The 18,471-nt window shown below is 65.8% G+C and carries 20 protein-coding genes; 6 read left to right on the top strand and 14 right to left on the bottom strand.

Annotation, left to right across the window (positions count from 1 at the left end; all coding sequences use genetic code 11):
- Positions 1–49: 49 nt before the first annotated feature.
- A complete protein-coding gene (locus tag ABIA90_RS39060; protein WP_063985782.1) occupies positions 50–1,018 on the bottom strand; it encodes a cell division protein FtsX in 969 nt (322 codons plus the stop codon).
- The gene (gene ftsE / locus ABIA90_RS39055) at positions 1,011–1,670 is read right to left on the bottom strand and encodes a cell division ATP-binding protein FtsE (RefSeq protein ID WP_014491659.1); all 660 of its coding nucleotides are present in this window, start codon (positions 1,668–1,670) and stop codon (positions 1,011–1,013) included. The genes ABIA90_RS39060 and ftsE overlap by 8 nt, the downstream gene beginning before the upstream one ends.
- Positions 1,671–1,851: 181 nt before the next feature.
- Here ftsE and ABIA90_RS39050 point away from each other — a divergent pair, with 181 nt between their 5' ends.
- Entirely contained in the window at positions 1,852–2,730 is an 879-nt protein-coding gene (locus tag ABIA90_RS39050; protein WP_354121516.1) for an MJ0042-type zinc finger domain-containing protein, read from the top strand.
- 59 nt (positions 2,731–2,789) lie between these two features.
- Positions 2,790–3,164, top strand: a complete 375-nt coding sequence (locus tag ABIA90_RS39045; RefSeq protein ID WP_208068849.1) for a response regulator — start codon at positions 2,790–2,792, stop codon at positions 3,162–3,164.
- 154 nt (positions 3,165–3,318) lie between these two features.
- Here ABIA90_RS39045 and ABIA90_RS39040 read toward each other — a convergent pair whose 3' ends face one another.
- Positions 3,319–4,224: a DUF4175 family protein gene (locus tag ABIA90_RS39040; protein WP_071909343.1), complete on the bottom strand. Its 906-nt coding sequence runs from the start codon at positions 4,222–4,224 to the stop codon at positions 3,319–3,321.
- A 3-nt stretch (positions 4,225–4,227) separates the two neighbouring features.
- Positions 4,228–6,345 carry a TIGR02302 family protein gene (locus ABIA90_RS39035; protein WP_354121515.1) on the bottom strand — a complete coding sequence of 706 codons (2,118 nt, stop codon included), beginning with the start codon at positions 6,343–6,345 and terminating at the stop codon, positions 4,228–4,230.
- Between the two features lie 177 nt (positions 6,346–6,522).
- Between ABIA90_RS39035 and ABIA90_RS39030 the strand changes: the two genes are divergently transcribed.
- Positions 6,523–6,906, top strand: a complete 384-nt coding sequence (locus ABIA90_RS39030) for a carboxymuconolactone decarboxylase family protein (RefSeq protein ID WP_014491654.1) — start codon at positions 6,523–6,525, stop codon at positions 6,904–6,906.
- 118 nt (positions 6,907–7,024) lie between these two features.
- A complete protein-coding gene (locus tag ABIA90_RS39025) occupies positions 7,025–7,933 on the top strand; it encodes an NAD(P)-dependent oxidoreductase (RefSeq protein ID WP_354121514.1) in 909 nt (302 codons plus the stop codon).
- A 181-nt stretch (positions 7,934–8,114) separates the two neighbouring features.
- Here the strand turns inward: ABIA90_RS39025 and lysA are convergent, their stop codons facing one another.
- The 3 genes from lysA to argH all read right to left on the bottom strand — a co-directional run bounded on the left by lysA (position 8,115) and on the right by argH (position 11,188).
- On the bottom strand, positions 8,115–9,380 hold the full coding sequence (lysA, locus tag ABIA90_RS39020; protein ID WP_354121513.1) for a diaminopimelate decarboxylase: 1,266 nt from the start codon (positions 9,378–9,380) through the stop codon (positions 8,115–8,117).
- A gap of 23 nt (positions 9,381–9,403) precedes the next feature.
- A complete protein-coding gene (gene lptM, locus ABIA90_RS39015; RefSeq protein ID WP_063985789.1) occupies positions 9,404–9,697 on the bottom strand; it encodes an LPS translocon maturation chaperone LptM in 294 nt (97 codons plus the stop codon).
- 93 nt (positions 9,698–9,790) lie between these two features.
- Entirely contained in the window at positions 9,791–11,188 is a 1,398-nt protein-coding gene (gene argH / locus ABIA90_RS39010; protein ID WP_354121512.1) for an argininosuccinate lyase, read from the bottom strand.
- A 109-nt stretch (positions 11,189–11,297) separates the two neighbouring features.
- Here argH and tlpA point away from each other — a divergent pair, with 109 nt between their 5' ends.
- Positions 11,298–11,963, top strand: a complete 666-nt coding sequence (gene tlpA / locus ABIA90_RS39005) for a thiol:disulfide interchange protein TlpA (RefSeq protein ID WP_063985791.1) — start codon at positions 11,298–11,300, stop codon at positions 11,961–11,963.
- A gap of 10 nt (positions 11,964–11,973) precedes the next feature.
- Here the strand turns inward: tlpA and ABIA90_RS39000 are convergent, their stop codons facing one another.
- The 6 genes from ABIA90_RS39000 to ABIA90_RS38975 form a co-directional block, all read right to left on the bottom strand.
- Positions 11,974–12,168 carry a hypothetical protein gene (locus tag ABIA90_RS39000; RefSeq protein WP_014491648.1) on the bottom strand — a complete coding sequence of 65 codons (195 nt, stop codon included), beginning with the start codon at positions 12,166–12,168 and terminating at the stop codon, positions 11,974–11,976.
- A 237-nt stretch (positions 12,169–12,405) separates the two neighbouring features.
- On the bottom strand, positions 12,406–13,287 hold the full coding sequence (locus ABIA90_RS38995) for a 3-hydroxybutyryl-CoA dehydrogenase (protein ID WP_063985792.1): 882 nt from the start codon (positions 13,285–13,287) through the stop codon (positions 12,406–12,408).
- 210 nt (positions 13,288–13,497) lie between these two features.
- A complete protein-coding gene (locus ABIA90_RS38990) occupies positions 13,498–14,442 on the bottom strand; it encodes an electron transfer flavoprotein subunit alpha/FixB family protein (RefSeq protein WP_063985793.1) in 945 nt (314 codons plus the stop codon).
- The gene (locus ABIA90_RS38985; protein ID WP_071909337.1) at positions 14,442–15,191 is read right to left on the bottom strand and encodes an electron transfer flavoprotein subunit beta/FixA family protein; all 750 of its coding nucleotides are present in this window, start codon (positions 15,189–15,191) and stop codon (positions 14,442–14,444) included. Before ABIA90_RS38985 ends, ABIA90_RS38990 begins: the two co-directional genes overlap by 1 nt.
- A gap of 125 nt (positions 15,192–15,316) precedes the next feature.
- Entirely contained in the window at positions 15,317–15,889 is a 573-nt protein-coding gene (locus ABIA90_RS38980) for a cob(I)yrinic acid a,c-diamide adenosyltransferase (RefSeq protein WP_063985794.1), read from the bottom strand.
- 2 nt (positions 15,890–15,891) lie between these two features.
- Positions 15,892–16,086, bottom strand: coding sequence for a twin transmembrane helix small protein (locus tag ABIA90_RS38975; RefSeq protein ID WP_028147306.1), 195 nt, complete (start codon positions 16,084–16,086; stop codon positions 15,892–15,894).
- 241 nt (positions 16,087–16,327) lie between these two features.
- Between ABIA90_RS38975 and ABIA90_RS38970 the strand changes: the two genes are divergently transcribed.
- Positions 16,328–17,221, top strand: a complete 894-nt coding sequence (locus ABIA90_RS38970; protein WP_071909336.1) for a YihY/virulence factor BrkB family protein — start codon at positions 16,328–16,330, stop codon at positions 17,219–17,221.
- On the opposite strand, the gene ABIA90_RS38965 is transcribed toward ABIA90_RS38970, so the two are convergent.
- Positions 17,148–18,422, bottom strand: a complete 1,275-nt coding sequence (locus tag ABIA90_RS38965) for an ATP-binding protein (protein WP_354121511.1) — start codon at positions 18,420–18,422, stop codon at positions 17,148–17,150. The two genes, ABIA90_RS38970 and ABIA90_RS38965, sit on opposite strands and share 74 nt — an antisense overlap.
- Positions 18,423–18,471 lie beyond the last annotated feature (49 nt).

Here is an 18,471-nt window from a genome sequence, read left to right as displayed (position 1 = left end):
GGATGATTTTAGGACGTTTTGAGGCGAAGTGGAGTCCGGTTTATCGGGCTCAATCGACATCATTCAGCGTCGCGAACAGCGTCTGGCGCGAGGCAACCGCGGTGATGGCGCCGATCAGCACCGCCTGCACGGCGAGCACGATGTAGCCCGACGGCCGCAGCGAGAAGGTGCCGAGCAGGGCTGCGAACTGGTCGCCGACGGGGGTCCCGGAAAACCAGCCGGCGATCGACTCGGAGAAGCCGAACACCAGCATGGCGGCGCCCCCGCCGATCACGCCGCCCTCCAGGCCCAGCCTGAGGAAGTGACGCAGAAAGCGGTTGGCGATGTACCGGTCGCCGGCACCGACGAAATGCAGGACCTCGACGATCGGTTGGTTCGCCGCCATGGCGCCGCGGGTCGCGAACGAGACCGAGATGATGGTCGCGATGATGACGAGTGCGAGGATGCCGATGCCGGCGAGCACGGTGGCGTTGGTCATCGAGCGCATCCGCTCGATCCAGGCGCGGTGATCGTCGACGCTGGCGCTTGGTGCGGCCTGGGTCACGCGCGCGCGCAAGGCGCCGAGATCGAGCGGCGTGCCGGGCTGCACGCGCGCGATGATCATGCGCGGCACCGGCAAATCATCCATCGACAGGCCGGTGCCGAGCCAGGGCTCGAGCAGCTTGCCGCTCTCGTCCTTGGTGAACGGCTTGACCTCGATGATGCCGGCCTGCGCGCGGATGGCCTCCGTCACTGCCGCGGTGTCGCGATCGAGATCGCGGCCGGTCTGCGGGCGGACCTGGATGGTGATTTCGCTTGCAACGTCCGACTGCCATTCCGCGGCGGAGGCACTGACGAGCAGCACCGTGCCCGTGGTCATCGAGGCGAGGAAGGTCATGATGGCGACGACGGCAACCAGCGCGCGGCCGTGAATCGAGGCGCGCGGCACGATCGGCGACATATTGCGCGCCTTGGGCGGAAGCTGCGGACGCTCCTGTCCGAGATCGACCAGAACGCCGCGGTCGTCGGGCCTACTCATAGACGTGCAGCCGCCCCTGGTGCAGCACGAAGCGTCGCGCCTCGTACTGGTCCATGAGGCCGATGTCGTGGGTGGCGATGATGACGGCGGTGCCTGATTTGTTGAGCTCGATGAACAGCCGCAGCAGCCGGCGCCCGAGCGTCGGATCGACGCTGCCGGTCGGCTCGTCGGCGAGCAGGAGCTGCGGCCGCGAGATCACGGCGCGCGCGATCGCGGCGCGCTGCTTCTCGCCGCCGGACAGGATCGGCGGCAGCGCGTCCATGCGGTCACCGAGGCCGACCCAGCGCAACAGGTCGATCACCTCCTTGCGGTAGCTCGACTCGCTGCGGCCCATGACGCGGAACGGCAAGGCGACGTTCTCATAGGTCGTCATGTGGTCGAGCAGGCGGAAGTCCTGGAGCACGATGCCGATGCGCTTGCGCAAATCCGCGATCTCGTCCTTGCCGAGCTGCGAGATGTCGTGGCCGAACAGGTTGACGAGACCGCGCGTCGGCCGGTGCGACAGGAACAACAGACGCAGCAGCGAGGTCTTGCCGGCGCCGGACGGCCCGGTGAGGAACTGGAAGGAATGCGCCGGAATCTCGAAACTGAGGTCGCGCAGAATCTCCGGCCCCAGTCCGTAACGCAATCCGACATTTTCGAACCGAACCAAGCTCAGCTCCGTTCGAGAGGGGGCGCGGGCCGCGCTGCTGCGCTCCGCCACACGCGATCAACGGGTTTTGCGACCGTTATGGTTTCCGGTTCGTTAACGGTCGCTCTGTAGCATCTGGGATGCCCGGTTCTCCGCGACCGGAGCATCGTCAAGACCAGTCCGTGCATCAAGGCTCGTGTCCATGCATATCGTCTGCCCCCATTGTACGACATCCTACGCCATCAAGCCCGCGAGCCTGGGGGCGAACGGACGAACGGTCCGCTGCTCCCGCTGCAAGGAGACCTGGGTCGCCTACGCCGAGGATGCCATCGAGGAGGCGTCCGTCCCGGCCATGGCGGCGGCCAGCCAGGCCGACGACCAGTCCGACCTCGCCGAGCAGTGGAACTCCTACGCCAGGGACGACGGCGCCGCCGACACGCCGGTCGTCGACAGCCCCTCGATCGCCAGCGACTGGCCGGCCGAGGACGCCCAGGCGACCGAAGACGAATGGTCAGCGGCGGCCCGCGCTGCCGAGGATGACGTCGCCGGCGCGCAGCACCAGTCCTGGTTCCGCGGCCTGTTCAGCCGCCGCGGGGCGCGGGTGAGGCGCCAGGCCCCCACCGAGGCTCCGCGAAAATCCCATTTCGGTCTGCCGACCGCCTGCGCCGCCATGGGCGCGCTGGTGCTGGCGCTGGTCATCTGGCGCGGCGACATGGTCCGGCTGCTGCCGCAGACGGCGGCGTTCTACAAGATGGTCGGACTCGAAGTTAATTTGCGCGGGCTGGCGTTCAAGGACGTCAAGCTCTCCAGCGAGACCGTGGACGGTAAGCAGGTGCTGGTGATCGAGGGCGTGATCGTCGGTCAAAGCAAGAAGCCGCTCGATATCCCGCGGCTGCGCTTTGCTGTGCGCGACGCTCAGGGAGCGGAAATCTACGCCTGGAACACCGTGCTGGAGCAGACCGTGCTGCAGCCGGGTGAGCGCGCCTTCTTCCGCTCGCGCCTGGCCTCGCCACCGCCGGAGGGCCGCAATATCGACGTTCGCTTCTTCAACCGGCGCGACATTGCCGGCGGCAGCGTATAATCGATTTTGCATATCCCGCACGGGAGGCTGGTCCCAAGATTGGTCTCAAGGTTGGTCTCATGCCGAAAATCCTGATCGCCGACGACGAGGATTCGATGCGCCAGCTGGTGGCGCGCGCCATCGCCATGGACGGCCACGAGACCGTCACCGCGCAGGACGGCGCCGAGGCGCTGGAAATCCTGACCCGCGAGAACGGCGCGTTCGATCTCCTGCTCACCGACATCCAGATGCCGGTGATGGACGGGATCGCGCTGGCGCTCTCCGCCGCGCGCGATTTTCCCGACCTCACCATTTTGCTGATGACCGGCTTTGCCGATCAGCGCGAGCGCGCCTCGAATTTGAATGCGCTGGTGCATGACGTCGTGACCAAGCCGTTCTCGGTCGCCGACATCCGTACCGCGGTCGCGGACGCGCTGGCAGCGAAGAAGACGTAGGGCGCGGCGTATTCCGCTGTCATGCCCCGGCCTTGACCGGGGCATCCAGTACGCCGCGGCCTCTCGGTTCAATCACAACCGTCTCTGGAATACTGGATCGCCCGCCCCTGTGCGCAATTGCGCACTAGGCGGGCGATGACACCGAGCGAGCCCCTCAAAAATCCTTCAGCAGACGCTCGAGGTAATCGAGTTCGATCTGCGGACGCGCGGGATCGCTCAGGCGGCGGCGGAGCTCTTCGAGGATGCGGCGCGCGCGCTGGGCATCGATCTCGCCGGGAATCTTGACCGTGTAGTCGTCGCTGTATTCCTTGCCGCGCAGTGGCCGGCCCAACGGGTCGGTCCGTTCGCCGCCGCTCTGCTGGCGGCCGACAGCCTGACCGGGGCCGTCACCATCGCCCGGATCCTGGCCTTCGCCGTTCTGCTGCCCGCCGAGCGCGTCGGCGAGATCCTGCATGCCCTTGCGCAGCGCGTCGATGGCCTTGCCCTGCGATGCCGTCGCACCGTCGGCATCGCCCTCGCCGATCTGATTGCCGGCGTCTCCCATGGCGTTCTCGGCGGCGTCGAAGCCGTCATCGCCATCCTGGTCGCCGTCCTGACCCTGACCTTGGCCCTGCTGACCTTGTTGGCCCTGCTGCCCCGGCTGCTTCTGCCCGCGCTGGCCTTTCTGGCCATCCTGCTGGAGCCCCATCTCGGCGAGCTTCTTCTTGAGGGCCTCCAGCCGCTTCTTCAGTTGCTCCTGCCGGCCCTGCGTATCCTGCGACCCTTCGCGCGACGCCGAGGGATCGTTCGGATCGGGATAGAGATATTTCTCCATGTCCCGGATCGCCCGGGACTGCTGGCCGATGCTCTCGTCCGAATTCTTGTCCTTCAGGTTGTCGGCCGATTGCTTCATCGACCGCTCGGCGCTGTCGAGCAGTGCATCCAGACTCTTTTGGTCGGCGCGCGACGACTGGGCGAGGCCAATCGAAGCCGTGGAACAGGACAGCATCAGCACAAGACACGCCGTGGCGAGCCTTCCGCGCGCGACCTTGCCGTTCTGCCAGATTGAGGTGTGTTTCATGAGCTATCTCGCTCCCTGGGATTCACGCCAGGTCCTGAGCTCTTCGCGCAAGGCGTCCTGCTGCCTTGCCAGGTCCTCCAGCTGATCGCTGGTCGCGCCGCGCGTCTTCTGCCGCAGCTCTCTCGATTTGCGCAGGATCTCCGCGACCTTGGGCGGCAGAGGCTTGGTACGTTGGCCGCGCTTGGAGTCCTTGCTCTGCCGGTCGGTTTCGTCGCGAAGCGCATTCTGCTCCCGGAGCAGATCGTTCAGCTCGCGCGCAATCTCGTCCATCTCTTTTTGCTCAGCGCTGGGCGGCCCCGGGGGATTTTCCAGCGCGCGGGCGAGGCGATCCAGCTCGCGCGCTGCCGCTTCGCGATTGCCGCGCTGGATCAGCCGCTCGATGCGCTTCATCTGGTCGTCGAGGCCGATGGCCGGCCGCGCCAGCGGATTGCTCCGCATCTGCTGCGCGTACTGGCGCATGTAATTGTCCAGCGCGGTCCGCAGATTGTCCATGAGCTTCTTGAGCTCTTCGTCGCTGGCGCCACGCTGAAGCGCCTGCTTGAGCGCGTCCTGCGCCGCGCGCAACGCCTTGGCGACGTCGCTGATGTTGCCGTCCTCGATCGTCACCGCGAGCGCCCACAGGCTCGCCACGACCTCACGCAGGGAATCGTCGGTGCGCGCCGCCTCGAGCTGGCGTGCGACACTGTGCAGGCCGAGATATTGCCCGGCCTCCGGCGTGAACATCTCGGGCGCGATCATCAGCGCGTCGAGCGCGGCGTAGACGTCGGAATTCTTGTTGGCGTCGAGCGCGAGGATGCGGCGCTGCTCGATCAGCGCGCGGGCGAGCGGCTTGGTGAACAGCCGGCCCGGCAAGCGCATGTTGAAGGGCTCGCTCTTCGCCTCGTTGCCGGCCTCGTCCTTGGCGGTGAGCGTCAGCGTCACGTCGGCACCGGAATAAGGGTCTTCGCTGAGGTCCTTCACCGTCTGGCCGACGCCGTTGCGGGTCCGCGCATTGGGCAGGGTCAGCGCGAATTGCGGCGGCTGGAACAGCGGCCGCGCGGCCTTGCCGTCCGCGTCCTTGGTTCCGTCCTTGTCTTCGGTTACGCGCGGAACGAATTGCGCCGCGGCGCCCGTGACGCCGTAATCGTCCTCGATCTTGTAGGAGAGCTGCAACGCGCCGTAGGCCTGACGCTCGGGATCCTTGGCGAGCGCGATCGTCGGCGCGCGGTCCGGCGTCGCCGCGAAGGCCCATTGCGGCTGGCCGGAGGGCGCGCGGACATGCGCGGTGCCGTCGCCAGTGATAGTAAAATGCTTCTCGTTGGTGCCCTTTGGCGCGGCCTCGGTGGGCGCAACCTCCTTGAGGCCGCCGGAGGTGACGACATCGAGGCTGCTGCCGGAGGAGCGCACGATCAGGGTCGAGCCGGCCGGAACTGCGAGTGGGCCGCTCGCAGGCAGCGCTGCGGCCTCCTTGTTGGCGGCCGACAGGATGACCGGCGGCTTGCCGGTGTAGAGCGGCGGGGTGATCCAGGCATCGACGCGGACGTTGGTCGGCGCCAGCACGCCGTTCCAGTCGAAAGCGGCACCTAACCGCATCGCGCGTTCGTCGCCGGCGGCGAAGAAGGTCGCGACCAGCATCACCATGACCAGCGCGCGCAGCGCCCAGGGATCGTGCAGGGCGAGGCGCGGATGCGGCAAGCCGGCACGGATGCGCTTGAGCGAAGCCAGCGTGCGCTCGCGCTGCGCCTGCCACAGCGCCAGCGCGACCGGGTCTTTCGAGCTCAGCGTGTCCGTCAGCGTCGTCGCCGGGCGGTGACGGATACCGGAGCCACGGTCGAGCCGGCTCAGAGCCTCGTCGCGGCCCGGCCAGCGGAAACGAAGCAGCGGGACCAGAGCGGCGATTGCGATGCCGGCAAAAGCCACGAGACCGATGGCACGGATGACGGACGGCAGCACCAGCCAGAGGCCGGCCCACGACACCACCAGGAACAGGCCGACGACAGTCAGCACCCGCGCCAGATGTGGCCAGGCACGTTCCCACGCGATGGCATAAATGGCCCGATCGAGGGCCTGCGCCAGCTTCAGCCGCGACAGAGCGTCGCCATCGCGGATCGGGTCTGACGGGTCGGGGGTGACGCCGTTCAATCAATTCTCCAGGTTGCCCGGGAGAGAAGCGTATCACAACGGCAGCACTGAGGCATCCGTTCCCGTACGGGAGAGACCCCTTTTCCCGCATAACACGAGGACGTGACTGGCCGGGCGCAACCCCGTAATTTCCGCGCGCCATTCCCGGGGAAACGCAAGGGAAATAGAGGAAACGCCATGGACAAGAAGATGCACGACAAGGGCCTGGAAGTCCGCAAAGCGGTGCTGGGCGAGGCCTATGTCAACAATGCCCTGAAGAACGTCGACGATTTCAACCGTCCGTTCCAGGAGATGCTCAACGAATATTGCTGGGGCACCGTGTGGGGCCGCGAGGAACTGCCGCGCAAGACCCGCAGCATGCTCAACATCGCCATGATCGCGATCCTCAACCGCCAGCACGAGTTTCGCGCGCATCTCAAGGGCGCGCTGACCAACGGCGTCTCCCGCGACGAGATCCGCGAAATCCTGATGCAGGTCGCGATCTATGGCGGCATGCCCGCCGCCGTCGACAGCTTTCGCATCGCGCGCGAGGTGTTCGCGGAGATCGACGGCAAGGCGTGAGGCCGACCTCTCTCCGCTGCCGTCCCGGCTCATCGCTTCGCAATGCCCCGGGACGACGAGCAGAGAATGATCGCCGCCTCACATCCAACGAACAACGAAGAAGAAAGAAGGAAACACCATGCACATCGGATTCATCGGCCTCGGAAACATGGGTTTCCCGATGGCGCGGCGGCTGATCGAGGCCGGGCACAAGCTCGTCGTGTTCGACACCCGCAAGGAGGCCGTCGACAAGCTCGTGGCGCGCGGGGCCACCGCTGCAACCTCGCCGAAGGACGTCGCCGACCAGGTCGAGACTGTCATGGCGAGCCTGCCCTCGCTGCAGGCGTCGCTCGAAGTCGCCACAGGGGCTAACGGCGTGATCGAAGGGAGCCGCGCCAAGCGCTTCATCGATCTCTCCACCGTCGGCTCGACGATGGCGGCGAAGATCCACGGCCTGCTGGCGAAACGCGACATCGTGCAGATCGACTGCCCCGTCTCCGGCGGCGTCGGCGGCGCCGAGAAGGGCACGCTGGCGGTGATGGTCTCGGGGCCCAAAGCCGAGTTCGAGCTGCTCAAGCCCGCGCTCGACGTGATCGGAAAAGTGTTCTTCATCGGCGAGAAGCCGGGCGCGGCGCAGACCATGAAGCTCGCCAACAATTTCCTGTCGGCGACCGCGATCGTGGCGACCTCGGAAGCGGTGGTGATGGGCGTCAAGGCGGGGCTCGATCCCGCGGTGATGATCGACGTCATCAATGCCGGCTCCGGCATGAACACCGCGAGCCGCGACAAGTTTCCGCGCTCGGTGCTGCCTCGCACCTTCGACTTCGGCTTCGCCACGGGGCTGATGGTGAAGGACGTGCGGCTAGCGCTGGAGGAGATGAAGCAGCTCGGCCTGTCGATGGAGGTCGCGGACGCGGTCGGACGGCTATGGGAGACCGTGATCAGCGCGGAAGGCGCCGAGTCCGACTTCACCGCGGCGATCAAGCCGATCGAGAAGAAGGCGGGAGTTGTGGTCGGCGGAACGAAGGGTGGATTGGCCGGGAAGTAGCGCTCTCCTCGTCGTCCCGGGGCGCGCGAAGCGCGAGCCCGGGACCCATAACCACAGGCGGATGTGGTTACGGGGACTCGGAGTTACAGCTCAGCCAACAACTACACCCTGTGGTTATGGGTCCCCGCGTACGCGGGGACGACAGCGAAATTGTTGAAGCGCTTTACCGCCCCTCAATCCGTCACAACCACGGCGCCGGCGTATCCATCGCGATCAGCTGCTCGACCTCGATGCGCGGGCGCACCACGGCGTATTGATCGCCCTTCACCAGCACTTCCGGCACCAGCGCCCGCGTGTTGTAGGTGCCGGCCTGCACCGCGCCATAGGCGCCCGCGGTCATGATGGCGATGAGATCGCCAGGCTTCGGCGTCGGCAGCGTGCGATCCAATGCGAGATAGTCGCCGGTCTCGCAGACCGGGCCGACGACGTCGGCCATGATCGTGGCGGCGCCCGCGGCCGGCTGCGTCACCGGCAAAATGTCGTGATGCGCCTCGTACAGCGTCGGGCGGATCAAATCGTTCATGGCGGCGTCGATGATGACGAAATTCTTGCCGTCGCCGTGCTTCACATAGATCACCTTGGCGACCAGGATGCCGGCATTGCCGACGATCATGCGGCCGGGCTCGAACATCAGCGTACAGCCGAGATTGTGGCTGACGCGCTTGACCATGGCGGCATAGGCGTCGGGCGCCGGCGGCGCCTCGCGGTCCATGTAATAGGGAATGCCGAGGCCGCCGCCGAAATCGACGTGGCTGATGTTGTGACCGTCGCTGCGCAGGGTCTGCACGAATTCGGAGAGGATGCGGAACGCAGTCTCCATCTTGGAGAGATCGGTGATCTGGCTGCCGATATGCACGTCAGTGCCTGTGACCTCGATGCCCGGAAGTTTTGCAGCGCGTGCATAGACCTCGCGGGCATAGGCGATCGGAATGCCGAACTTGTTCTCGGACTTGCCGGTCGAGATCTTGGCGTGCGTGCCGGCATCGACGTCGGGATTGACGCGCACGGAGATGCGCGCGGTCTTGCCCATCTCGGTCGCAAGCCGCGACAACAGCTCGAGCTCGGGCTCGGATTCGACGTTGAGGCAGAGGATGTCGGCGGCGAGCGCGGCGCGCAATTCGGTTTCGGTCTTGCCGACGCCGGAGAACAGGATCTTGCTGGCGGGAATGCCGGCGGCCAGCGCACGCTTCAATTCGCCGCCGGAGACCACGTCGGCGCCGGCCCCGAGCTTGGCCAGCGTGCGCAGCACCGACTGGTTGGAATTCGCCTTCATGGCATAGCAGACCAGCACCTTCTCGCCGGCGAAGGCGTCGGTGAAGACGCGGTAGTGCCGCTCGAGCGTCGCGGTCGAATAGCAATAGAACGGCGTACCGACGGTTGCGGCCAGCTCGGACAGGTTCACGGCCTCGGCGTGCAGCACGCCGTTGCGATAGTCAAAATGGTTCATGGCGTCAGCTCAGCTATCCCGGCTCATTTTTTGCCGGGAGGTTCGTCCAGGAGCGGGTCGAGGATAAACGATTTCTTCTTGCCCTTGGCGGCGGCAGGCGCCGCGTCCGCACCGTAGCCGGGATTGAACACGCTCGGCGTCCTCTGGGCTTCCGTCTCGGTGTCGGTTGGAGCTGCGACATTGGCCGTGGATGCACTGGAGGCGGTCGGCGGCAGATCCAGCGGGCCCTTGCGGCCGCAGCCGGCAAGCGCGAGCGCCGTCAGGCTCAAGACAATGATGGCCCACCCCGAGCCGGCCGGGCGAAACTTTGACGTCACGACGAAATCCCCACTACGCGGGCCGCACCATACAGAGATTGGCACGCTCTGGCGAGAGCCGGATGACCATGAAACATAAGCGAAATTTTGCCCTCAGCCCAATTTTCGCTCTTTTTCCAGCCGCTTCGCCCAGGCCTTGGCCTGCGACGCCACGTTCTTCGGCGCGGTGCCGCCGAAGCTGGTCCGGCTCTTCACCGACGATTCGACCGAGAGCACGCCGAGCACCTCCTTGGTGATCTTGGGCTCGATTGCCTGCATCTCCTTCAGCGGCAGCTCGTGCAGCGCCACGCTGCCCTCGGCGGCCTTCGCCACGATACGGCCGGTGACGTGGTGGGCGTCGCGGAACGGCATCTTCAGCGTCCGCACCAGCCAGTCGGCAAGGTCGGTCGCGGTGGCATAGCCCTCGCCCGCCGCCGCCCTCATCTTCGCTTCGTCGGGCACGAGATCGCGGACCATGCCGGTCATGGCGCGGATCGCGAGCGACAGGGCAGCAAAGCCCTCCATCGCGCCCTGCTTGTCCTCCTGCATGTCCTTTTGATAGGCGAGCGGCAGGCCCTTCATCACGATCAGGAGGCCATTGAGCGCGCCGATGACGCGGCCGGTCTTGGCGCGCACGAGCTCGGCGGCATCCGGGTTGCGCTTCTGCGGCATGATCGAGGATCCGGTGGTGAACTTGTCGCTGAGGCGGATGAGACCGACCAGCGGCGAGGTCCAGATCACGATCTCTTCGGCAAAGCGCGACATGTGCACCGCGCAGATCGAGGCCGCCGACAGCGTCTCCAGCACGAAGTCGCGATCGGAGACCGCATCGAGCGAGTTCGCCATCGGGCGGTCGAAGCCGAGCGCCTTCGCGGTCGCGTGGCGGTCGATCGGGAACGAGGTGCCGGCGAGCGCGGCGGCGCCGAGCGGCGATTCATTGAGCCGCTTGCGCGCGTCCTGGAAACGGCCGCGATCGCGCGCCGCCATCTCGACATAGGCGAGCAGATGATGGCCGAAGGTCACGGGCTGCGCGGTCTGCAGATGCGTGAAGCCGGGCATCACGGTCGCGGCATGTTCGAGCGCGCGATTGACGAGCGCGGCCTGGAATGCGGCGAGCGCGGCATCGGTCTCGTCGAGAACGTCGCGGACATAGAGACGGAAATCGGTCGCAACCTGGTCGTTGCGCGAACGCGCGGTGTGCAGCCGGCCGGCGGCGGGGCCGATCAGCTCGGACAGGCGGCTCTCGACGTTCATATGGATATCTTCGAGCGCGCGCTTGAACGTGAAGCCGCCCTTGCCGATCTCTGACAAAATCGTGTCTAGACCCTTGCCGATATTTTTCGCATCAGAGCCCGTGATGATGCCCTGCGCGGCAAGCATCGCGGCGTGCGCCTTGGATGCGGCAATGTCCTGGGCAAAGAGGTGACGATCGACGTCGATGGAGACGTTGATCTCTTCCATGATCTCATCGGGGCGCTCCGAGAACCGGCCGCCCCACATCTTGTTGCTCATGATCCCCTGCTCACGCCTTGCTTGCCGCTGCTGCCGCACGTTTGCTGGCCGGAGCCAGCCGTATTAAGAGGCCCCTGATAGCCATATCTGCGACCGGATGACAAACGATATGCTCGACAAGACGCCCTCCGCCACGCGCCGGATCCCCCTCGTCATCGCCACTGTGGCGATCGGGGGGCTGGCCGGCTTCGCCGCGCTGTACGGGCTGGGCCTGAACCGGGCGCCCTCAGGCGATCCGGCCTGCCGGGCCGCGGTGGCAACGGCGCAAAAAATCGCTCCCCTCGCCCATGGCGAACTGGCCGCCCTGACCGTGGCGAGCGCGCCGCTAAAACTGCCCGATCTGGTCTTCGAGGACGCCGACGGCAAGCCGAAGAAGCTGTCCGATTTCCGCGGCAAGACGCTGCTGGTCAATCTCTGGGCCACCTGGTGCGTGCCCTGCCGCAAGGAAATGCCGGCGCTGGACGAGCTCCAGGGCAAGCTTTCGGGCCCGAATTTCGAGGTGGTGGCGATCAACATCGACACCCGCGACGCCGAGAAGCCCAAGACGTTCCTGAAAGAGGCCAATCTGACCCGGCTCGGCTATTTTAGCGATCAGAAAGCCAAGGTTTTCCAGGATCTTAAAGCCATAGGCCGGGCCCTAGGCATGCCGACCTCGGTGCTGGTCGACCCACAGGGCTGCGAGATCGCGACGATCGCGGGGCCGGCGGAATGGGCGAGCGAGGACGCGCTCAAGCTGATCCGGGCTGCGACGGGCAAGGCCGCCGCGTCGCTCTAGGCGGTGTGTCTTAGGCGGTGACGTTGAGGTTGCCGCCGACGCCGGCGCCGACATTGGCGAGCGAGGGCTGACCGGCGCCGAGCAGCGTCAGGACGGTGGACTTCTCCGCGTCCGCATTCTGCTTCATCAGCGTCGCCGTGATATTCGACTGCAGCGCGCCTTGCTGAGCGGCCAGCATGGTGCTGACCATCGCCATCATGTCCATTACGCAAACCCTCTTACCGGGCGCAGCCTAGGGGCGATGGGTTAATGCGACATGAATTGTCACGGTGCGGATGCACGGCCGGAGGGCGATAGCGCCGTAGGGTGAGCAAAGCGGCTTGACCGCCGTAGCTCGAAGAGCGAAGGCGGAAGCGTGCCCACCAATTTCCACCGCATCATTGGAGAGATGGTGGGCACGGCGCTTTGCGCCTTTGCCCACCCTACGGCACCGGAAACTGGATCAGCGCGTCGGAACCGGCTTGGCGCCGCGGTAGTCGTAGAAGCCGCGCTGGGTCTTGCGACCGAGCCAGCCGGCCTCGACGTATTTCACCAGCAGCGGGCACGGGCGATATTTGGAGTCGGCGAGGCCCTCATGCAGCACCTGCATGATCGACAGGCAGGTATCGAGGCCGATGAAATCGGCGAGCTCGAGCGGGCCCATCGGATGATGCGCGCCAAGCTTCATCGCCGCGTCGATGGCCTCGACATTGCCGACGCCTTCATACAGCGTGTAGATCGCCTCGTTGATCATCGGCAGCAGGATACGATTGACGATGAAGGCCGGGAAATCCTCGGAGACCGCGACCTGCTTGCCGAGCTTGGAGACGAATTCCTTGGACGCCTCGAAGGTCTGGTCGTCGGTGGCGATGCCGCGGATCAGCTCGACCAGCTCCATCAGCGGCACCGGATTCATGAAGTGAATGCCGATGAAGCGCTCGGGCCGGTCGGTGGCGGCGGCTAGCCGCGTGATCGAGATCGAGGAGGTATCGGAGGCGACGATCGCCTCCGGCTTCAGCACCGCGCAGAGCTCGTGGAAGATCTTGCGCTTGACCTCTTCCTTCTCGACCGCGGTCTCGATCACGAGGTCGCAATCGGCGAGGTCGTCGAGCTTCTCGGCGAGCTTGATGCGCGCCATCGCCTTGGTCTTGTCGTCCTCGCTGACGGCCTTCTTGGAGACCTGGCGCGCCAGATTGCCATTGATGGTGGCCATGCCCGACTTGAGCCGGTCGGCCGAGACGTCGTTGAGCACCACGTCGAAACCGGCCAGCGCCGCGACATGCGCGATGCCATTGCCCATCTGACCCGCGCCGATCACGCCGACCTTCTTGATCACTGCCGCCATAATGTCATCCACCGGAACGGCGCGCAGATCGCGCCTGCCTCATCCCCCGAGCCGGGAGGTCCGATTTAATCAGAAACTCGATTAGATCAGAATCCTGGCTCGAAACCTAGATTGGATCGCTTCCCCGGCGTGCCCCACGCCAAAGAAAACGCCTTGAAAAAGAAAAACCGGCCGGAGTGTACCACTCCGGCCGGTGTTTTTAGCGCGTTTTTACTTGCCGAGCTTGGCGAGCGCTTCGGTGAGCTCAGGAACCGCCTGGTAGAGGTCGGCGACCAGGCCGTAATCGGCGACCTGGAAGATCGGCGCGTCCTCGTCCTTGTTGATCGCGACGATCACCTTGGAGTCCTTCATGCCGGCCAGATGCTGGATCGCGCCGGAAATGCCCACCGCGACATAGAGCTCAGGGGCCACCACCTTGCCGGTCTGGCCGACCTGCCAGTCGTTCGGCGCATAGCCGGCATCCACCGCCGCGCGCGAGGCACCGACGCCGGCACCGAGCTTGTCGGCGAGCGGCTCGATGTACTTGGCGAAGTTCTCGCGGCTCTGCATGGCACGGCCACCGGAGACGATGATCTTGGCCGAGGTCAGCTCGGGGCGGTCGCTCTTGGCGACTTCCTCGCCGACGAAGGACGACAGGCCCGGATCGGCCGCCGCAGCGACGTTCTCGACCGCGGCGCTGCCGCCTTCACCTGCCGCCGCGAAGGTCGAGGTGCGCACCGTGATGACCTTCTTGGCGTCCTTCGACTTCACCGTCTGGATGGCGTTGCCGGCATAGATCGGGCGCTCATAGGTGTCAGGGGCGACCACCTTGGTGATCTCGGAGACCTGCATGACGTCGAGCAGGGCTGCGACACGCGGCATCACATTCTTGAAGCGCGAGGTCGCGGGCGCGACGATCGCGTCATAGCCGGAAGCCAGCGAGACGATCAGCGCGGCCAGCGGCTCGGCGAGATCGTGGGCGTAAGTCTCGCCCTCGGCAAGCAGCACCTTCTTCACGCCGGCAAGCTTGGCGGCGGCATCCGCCGCAGCCTTGGCGTTCTGGCCGGCCACCAGCACGTCGACATCCGCGCCGAGCGCGGCAGCCGCGGTCAGGGCCTTGTTGGTCGCGTCCTTCAGCGACGCATTGTCGTGTTCGGCAATCAGAAGCGTCGTCATCAGAGCACCCCGGCTTCGTTCTTGAGTTTCGACACCAGCTCGGCGACGTCCTTGACCTTGACGCCCGCCTTGCGGCCCGCCGGCTCCGTCGTCTTGAGAACCTCGAGACGCGCGGCGACGTCGACGCCGTAATCGGCGACGGTCTTCTCCGCGATCGGCTTCTTCTTGGCCTTCATGATGTTGGGCAGCGAGGCATAGCGCGGCTCGTTGAGACGGAGATCGGTGGTGACGATCGCCGGTCCCTTCAGCTTCACGGTCTGCAGACCGCCGTCGACTTCGCGGGTGACCTTGAAGTCAGAACCTTCGACCTCGAGCTTCGAAGCAAACGTCGCCTGCGACCAGCCGAGCAGCGCTGCCAGCATCTGACCGGTCTGGTTGCTGTCGTCGTCGATCGCCTGCTTGCCGAGGATGATCAGGCCGGGCTGCTCTTCGTCGGCGATCTTCTTCAGAATCTTCGCGACCGCGAGCGGCTCGACGGTGCCATCAACCTTCACCAGGATGCCGCGGTCAGCGCCCATGGCGAGACCGGTGCGGATCGTCTCCGAGGCCTGCGCCGGTCCAATGGAAACCACGACGACCTCGGTGGCCTTGCCGCCTTCCTTCAGGCGCAACGCTTCCTCGACCGCGATTTCGTCGAACGGGTTCATCGACATCTTCACGTTGGCGAGTTCAACGCCCGATCCATCGCCCTTGACGCGGACCTTGACGTTGTAATCAACCACCCGCTTTACCGGCACCAAGACCTTCATCGATCCTCTTTCACTCAATTTGGGAGGGGGGTTATCAACTGGCGCGGAACCTAAAGGCCTGATCCGGCCCGGTCAACGCGCGACAGGGCCAAATTTTAGACCTTAGAAATATCGACCTCAATGGGTCAGCGATTCTGGCCCGGAACCCAGAGCACGTCGCCGGCACCATTATGGTTGGCGGCACGGCTGGCAACGAACAGGAAGTCCGACAGGCGGTTCATATACTGGATGCCAGCAGCGCCCACGGGCTCGCCGGGCCGGGCCGCCAGTTCCACCATCACGCGTTCCGCCCTGCGGCAAATCGTACGGGCAACGTGGAGGTAGGCGGCGGCCGGCGTGCCGCCCGGCAGCACGAAGGAGGTGAGCGGCGCCAGCTTGTCGTTGAGCGCGTCGATGTCGCGTTCGAGCCGCTCGACCTGGCTTGCCACCACCCGCAGCCGCTCGGCCTTGCCTTCACGCTCGGGCACCGCGAGGTCCGCGCCGAGGTCGAACAGATCATTCTGGATGCGGCCGAGCATCGCGTCGAACTCGGACATGTCATGGGTGTGGAGCCTGACAACGCCGATCGCGGCATTGGTCTCGTCCACGGTGCCATAGGCTTCGATGCGCAGATCATATTTCGGACGGCGCTCACCCGTTCCGAGCGCCGTCGTGCCGTCGTCACCGGTCTTCGTATAGATGCGATTCAGCGTGACCATTTTTAACGCCCCATCGCCCAGACTGCGAGCATGGCAATCACGATCGCCACGAACTGAAGCAGCACGCGCCAGCGCATCAGCTTCTGCGAGGTGTTTGGCGAGCCGCCGCGCATCATGTTGACGAGACCGAGCAGCAGCACCACCGCCACGGCGCCGGCCGCTACCGGCAGGATGAAAGTACTCAGGAGAGATGCCATTTGGGGTAGATAACACCGTGCTTGCGGATGCGCCATGGTGCCGCGGCAGCCGCCGCCGTCATTCCGGGGCGATGCGAAGCATCGAGCCCGGAATGACGACGGGGGCGCTTCGCGATCTGGCTTTTAGGTCAATAATATCAGATGGTAGTGCGATGATTTCTGGTCTGCGCCAATTGCCCGGCTTTTTCGCCTCTCCCCGCGCACGGGGCGAGCGAGCGGCAGATGTCGTGTAGGTGGGCGCGTGAGGGCAATCCGCACCATCTACGTCGTCGTGGAAGACGCCTTCTACACCTTCCTCGCCGACGACGGCTGGGCGATCGCGAGCCATATCGCGCTGTCGACGCTGATGGCGCTGTTCCCGTTCCTGATCGTGCTGACCTCGCTCGCCGGCTTCTTCGGCTCCAAGGAACTTGCCGATCAGGCCGCAAGCCTGATGCTTCAGGTCTGGCCGAAGCAGGTCGCCGATTCGATCTCGGGGGAAGTCCACGACGTTTTGACCACGACCCGCACCGGCGTGCTGACGATCGGCGCAGCGCTGTCGGTGTATTTCGCCTCCAATGGCGTCGAGGCGCTCCGCGTCGCGCTGAACCGCGCCTATGCGGTGGTGGAGATGCGGCGCTGGTATTGGTTGCGCCTTGAATCGATCGGCTACACGCTGGTCGCGGCCTTCACCGCGCTTGCCATGGCGTTCCTGATCGTACTCGGACCGCTCTTCATCGAGGCGGCGCGGCGCCATATCCCGCTGGTCGTCGAGTCCAACGAGAGCATCCTCACCTGGCTGCGCTACGGCATCACCGTGGGTGCGCTGGTGGTGGCGCTGATCATCCTGCATGCCTGGCTGCCGGCGGGACGGCGCGCCTTCCTCCAGATCCTGCCCGGCATCGTCTTCACCATCGTGGCGTCGCTGATCTCGGGCATCGTGTTCGGCCAATATCTGGCGCGCTTCGCCAACAACTACGTGACGATGTATGCGGGGCTCGCCTCGGTGATCATCGCGCTGGTGTTCCTGTATTTCATCGCCGCGATCTTCGTCTACGGCGGCGAACTCAACGCCGCGATCATCAAGTCGCGGCTTCCTCACGGCGTTTCGCTTCAAGCAGCGCAGTCGCTAAAGCGCGCGGAGACACAGGCTTGACCAGGAAGGCGTCGGCGCCGGCCTCGCGCGAGGCCGCCTCGTCCTCGCCACGGCCGGATACGCCGATGATGGGGATCTGAGCCAGCGGCGCCGGCATGGTCCGGATCCGCCTGATGGCCTCGACGCCGTCGATGCCAGGCAGCACCATGTCCATCAGCACCGCATCGAACGCGCCCTGCGCGAGCCGGTTCACCGCGTCCTCGCCGCGCCCGATGAACTCGGCATGGTGGCCGAGCTCGGTCAGGATGGTGTTGAGCACGACGCGGCCGAACGGGTTGTCCTCGACACTGAGCACGCGCAGCGCGGCCATCGCATCCGCCTCGGCTTCGCCCTTCGACTTGCGGGACCTGCGCGATTCCGTCGCGTCGAGCGACATGGTCAACGTGAAGGTGGCGCCGCCGCCGCGCCGCGGTGCGACCGTGATGTCGCCGCCCATCGCGCGCGCCAGTTGCTTGACCGAGGAAAGGCCCAAGCCGGCGCCGCCGAAGCGCGAGGCGATGGTGACATTGGCCTGGGTGAAGGGGCGGAACAGCCGCTTGATCTCGGCCATGGTCAGGCCGATGCCGCTGTCGGACACCGCGAAGGCGACGCCGACCTTGCCCTTCGCCTTGTCTCTGGCCTTGCCTTTGGCGGGACGCCAAGGCGCGACCGCGAGCGCGACACCGCCCTGCTCGGTAAATTTGACGGCATTGTCGATCAGGTTCTCGAGCGCGGCGCGCAGGCGGACGGAATCGCCGACCACCAGCCCCGGCAGCTTCTCGGAGATATCGACCTGGGCCTGGAGGCCCTTGGCCGCGGCGCGTCCGGCGAGCGAATCGCCCGCGCTGCGGGCGAGCGCGCGCAGATCGAACAAATCCTGCCGCAAGGCACTTCCACCCTTGCCCGCCCCCTTGCCGGTCCTTGCGGCATCGACGAACAGGGTGGCAAGGCTCGCCAGATGCTCAGCACCGGCCTTGATGGTGTCGGCCCAGCGCCGCTCGCGCTCGCCGAGATCGGAGGTGGCGAGCAGGTCGCTGATCGCGAGAATACCGGTCAGGGGGGTACGGACCTCATGGGCGAAGGCGGCGAGCGCGGCCTGGACCACGTCCGGCGCCACGGCCTTGGCGCTGCGCTTGCGCAACCGGCCGGTCGCCCCGGACCGCTTCCGAGGCGGTCGCCTGGACGTTCGCGTGGTGCGCGCTGAGCGCGTTTTCGCCGCCATGAATCCCTTCGAAGGGTCCCCTTCGATCCCCAGGCTCTCAAGCAAGCAT

The organism is Bradyrhizobium sp. LA6.8, assembly GCF_040547935.1.
GTDB lineage: Bacteria > Pseudomonadota > Alphaproteobacteria > Rhizobiales > Xanthobacteraceae > Bradyrhizobium > Bradyrhizobium barranii.
Note: the sequence above shows the minus strand (reverse complement) of the source record. Positions and strands in the feature narration are given on the sequence as shown.